Raw genomic sequence first — 2,889 nt, 5'->3', positions numbered from 1 at the left:
GAACCCTTATATAGAAAGGCATTTGGCGATTTTTGTCAATTATTTTTGCTCTAGAGCGAACTAATCAATTAAGTCTCTTGCCAGATAAGGATTTAGTCGATTTATGCCCCCCTATCGAACCATACTAAGTAACGAAGAACCAGTAAAATGTAGCTTCAACCTCAAGATCTGGAATGGAAAATAGCGAAGTTTTCCCGCTCACAATAATATTTTCAGTTTCAGTTATTAATTCTATCGTTTTTATGTTTAGTGGCTCATCAGATAAGAATTCTTTGAATAAAAACTGAACATTTTCAGATTTAATTGTAGTATTTTTTAGCAATAAATTGCCATTCGCAATATTTCCTTGCAGTGTTTTTTCAAGGTTTTCAATAGTCATAATTGCATCTCAAAACTAAGTTAAAATATCCAGCGTAATTCCAAATTTACAGCTAATTTACTGAGTGACTCTACTTGGGAGTTGCCATTGCCTCTTCAAAAGCAGCTATCGCATGAATTAAACGGGGATCTTCCTCAATCGGGCGATCATATACCCCATCCTCCAAGGCGAGTAATTGCTGTTTTAACGCTTCTAACTCATGTCTAATAGCCCACTTTTTAGTTTCTAAATTCCCAATCTCCTCCTGCCAAGCGTTAATTTCTTTACCACGCCAATTAATCTCAATATCTAACTTTGCTTGTTCTTCTGTTCTATCAGTTCCAGGTAACGAGTGAAACCACTGCTTCCAGTGGTCAATTTCTCGTTTTCGATTCTTGGCTTGTTCTTTAGCTTTATCAATTTTGGACTTATTTTCCTCTATTTCGCCTTCTTTAGCTGAAATCTTATCATTAAGTTCGGCCTTGTTAGGTTTTCCGCTTTTTCTTTCCTCCAAAAGCTGAAATCGAACCGCATTAAGGATTTGATCTGGAGCAAGTCCAACGCCTCGACCATCGGACAGATCGTTCGATATAGAAATTTCAGGCATTTTCTTTTTCTTAGAAGTAGCAGTAACAACTTTTCTACTGTAATCACTTGTCCTTTCCAACACAACCGAAGTTTAGGAACTTAAGGAAAAAGTCAGTAAAATCCACCCAATCCCTTACCCCGCCTAACTTTCAGCCCCTCAACCCTCCCGCAAAAATCCTTAACTTGGGAAAAATCCCCAACTTTACCAACTTAAGCGCAAGCATTGTCAAAATATCCTGACAATCTCCCCCCACTCCGACTCCCCAAATTTTTGCTTCATACCCAAGACCACAAAAACCGAGATGGAAATATCCCACTTTTGTCATCTGGACAGGCTAGAGAGCTTACCCCACAGTAAAAATGAGTAGCGCATCTTGCCTGAGCAAACTTGGGACGATCCCACAGCGACGAACCTATAATGAAAAAAAGCCAAGCCTTAACAACCATGAAATTAACCCTAAAACCCGAACACCAAAAGCTGATCGAAGCCAAACTAGATACAGGGCGTTATGCCAATCCAGATGAAATCATTGCCGAAGCCTTACAATTACTCAGCAAACGCGATCAATATCAACAATGGGCAGAAGAAGTTGGCCAAAAAATTGATATTGCCGCCGAACAATTAGATCAAGGCGAAGGAATTGACGGAGAAACCGCAATCGCTCAACTTAAAGCAAGACTTCCAAAAAACTGTGAAGCTTAAATATTCATGAATCAATACATAATTTCGACTGAAGCCCTTCGAGATATGGAACAAATTCTTGATTATTTGGCTAATACTAACATTAGTGCGGGTGAGAAATTTTTGGAGGAGTTTAGCAAAAAATGTCGTTATCTTAGCCAATTTCCGCTAATGGGGCGCAGTTATCGAGAGATTCGTCCCTATTTGCGTGGCTTACCGATGAAAAACTACATTATTTTCTATCGCTTAACTGAGCAAGGGCTAGAAATCATGCGTTTTATCAAAGGAGAGCGAGATTTAGAAGCTTTTTTCTTTGAAAACCCCTAAAAAATCAAGGCAATTACTTTTTTTCAACTGTTTATAATAGAGATCGCTACAATGTCGAGTATCCCCCCATCCCAAAGCAGCCATGACAGCCAAAGAACAACTCCTCCAGGAAATCGAACAAGCTCCCGAATCTCTAATCCAATCCTGCTTAGAATTGATACTCTCCCATAAAACTCCCGCCCCTTCACCGCAAAATAACAAACCAATTTGGGAAATCGCCGATGAAATAATTGCCACCATTCCCGAAGAATCCTTTGACCAGATCCCCACCGATGCGGCGGCCAACTTGGATTACTATCTTTATGGCAATTCTCCTCAAAAATAATGCCGACCCTCTTCGCCGACACATTTTATTGGGTTGCCTTGATTCATGCTAAAGATCAATGGCATAGACAAGTGCGAGCTTTTAGTAGGTTAATTCAAGATTATTCTTTAATTACAACCGATTTAGTCTTGGTGGAATATCTTAACTTTTTTGCTAAATTTGATCAACCCATGAAACAAGGTGTCGTCAATTTCTATCGCCAAATCCAAACCTCTCCAAATCTGCAAATTATTAGCCTTGATTCTTATTTAATTCAATCAGGTGTAGAACTTTATGCCAACCGTCTAGACAAAGGCTATAGCCTGACTGATTGTGTCTCAATGATTGTGATGAAACAAATGGGAATTTATGAAATACTCACCATGACCAGATCATTTTGATGCTGGAGAGCGATCGCTTTTTAGGATATAGAACGGAGTAATGGCGTTTTGGGAAATATGGGAAGTGCGCTCTTGGCTCTTCTAGGTTCTGTGTGAGGATGGTATAATAATAATACAGGACAGGAGGTGGGTTATGTGGATAAATTTTGATCAACTCCTCGATTTACCAAATGTAACAGTGGTCAATTATCAAAAAATTGCTCAGACAATTTTCCTAAAGCTCGCTCTT

6 protein-coding genes are annotated in these 2,889 nt (G+C 39.2%); 4 read left to right on the top strand and 2 right to left on the bottom strand.

All coding sequences use genetic code 11. From position 1 onward, the window contains the following. Window positions 1-124 precede the first annotated feature (124 nt). Both PX481_RS06540 and PX481_RS06535 read right to left on the bottom strand, forming a co-directional pair. The gene (locus tag PX481_RS06540; RefSeq protein ID WP_288027367.1) at window positions 125-379 is read right to left on the bottom strand and encodes a hypothetical protein; all 255 of its coding nucleotides are present in this window, start codon (window positions 377-379) and stop codon (window positions 125-127) included. Window positions 380-449: 70 nt separating this feature from the next. Then, window positions 450-965, bottom strand: coding sequence for a hypothetical protein (locus PX481_RS06535; RefSeq protein ID WP_002762869.1), 516 nt, complete (start codon window positions 963-965; stop codon window positions 450-452). A 426-nt stretch (window positions 966-1,391) separates the two neighbouring features. Here PX481_RS06535 and PX481_RS06530 point away from each other — a divergent pair, with 426 nt between their 5' ends. The 4 genes from PX481_RS06530 (at window position 1,392) to PX481_RS06515 (ending at window position 2,660) form a co-directional block, all read left to right on the top strand. Then, a complete protein-coding gene (locus PX481_RS06530) occupies window positions 1,392-1,649 on the top strand; it encodes a ribbon-helix-helix domain-containing protein (RefSeq protein ID WP_043999440.1) in 258 nt (85 codons plus the stop codon). A 6-nt stretch (window positions 1,650-1,655) separates the two neighbouring features. Beyond that, a complete protein-coding gene (locus PX481_RS06525; protein ID WP_002762872.1) occupies window positions 1,656-1,955 on the top strand; it encodes a type II toxin-antitoxin system RelE/ParE family toxin in 300 nt (99 codons plus the stop codon). A gap of 82 nt (window positions 1,956-2,037) precedes the next feature. Beyond that, entirely contained in the window at window positions 2,038-2,280 is a 243-nt protein-coding gene (locus tag PX481_RS06520) for a hypothetical protein (RefSeq protein WP_002762874.1), read from the top strand. Then, complete coding sequence (locus PX481_RS06515) at window positions 2,280-2,660, top strand: type II toxin-antitoxin system VapC family toxin (protein ID WP_002762876.1); 381 nt, start codon at window positions 2,280-2,282, stop codon at window positions 2,658-2,660. The genes PX481_RS06520 and PX481_RS06515 overlap by 1 nt, the downstream gene beginning before the upstream one ends. The last annotated feature ends 229 nt before the right edge of the window (window positions 2,661-2,889 follow it).

Source organism: Microcystis sp. M53603_WE2 (assembly GCF_030065435.1).
The sequence above is the reverse complement of the archived record's forward strand: the minus strand, read 5'-3'. Positions and strand labels throughout refer to the sequence as shown.

Excerpts from the sequence above, each read along its gene's own strand:
- PX481_RS06540 (WP_288027367.1), bottom strand. The coding sequence starts at position 379 with ATGACTATTGAAAACCTTGAAAAAACACTGCAAGGAAATATTGCGAAT.
- PX481_RS06535 (WP_002762869.1), bottom strand. The coding sequence starts at position 965 with ATGCCTGAAATTTCTATATCGAACGATCTGTCCGATGGTCGAGGCGTT.
- PX481_RS06530 (WP_043999440.1), top strand. The coding sequence starts at position 1,392 with ATGAAATTAACCCTAAAACCCGAACACCAAAAGCTGATCGAAGCCAAA.
- PX481_RS06525 (WP_002762872.1), top strand. The coding sequence starts at position 1,656 with ATGAATCAATACATAATTTCGACTGAAGCCCTTCGAGATATGGAACAA.
- PX481_RS06520 (WP_002762874.1), top strand. The coding sequence starts at position 2,038 with ATGACAGCCAAAGAACAACTCCTCCAGGAAATCGAACAAGCTCCCGAA.
- PX481_RS06515 (WP_002762876.1), top strand. The coding sequence starts at position 2,280 with ATGCCGACCCTCTTCGCCGACACATTTTATTGGGTTGCCTTGATTCAT.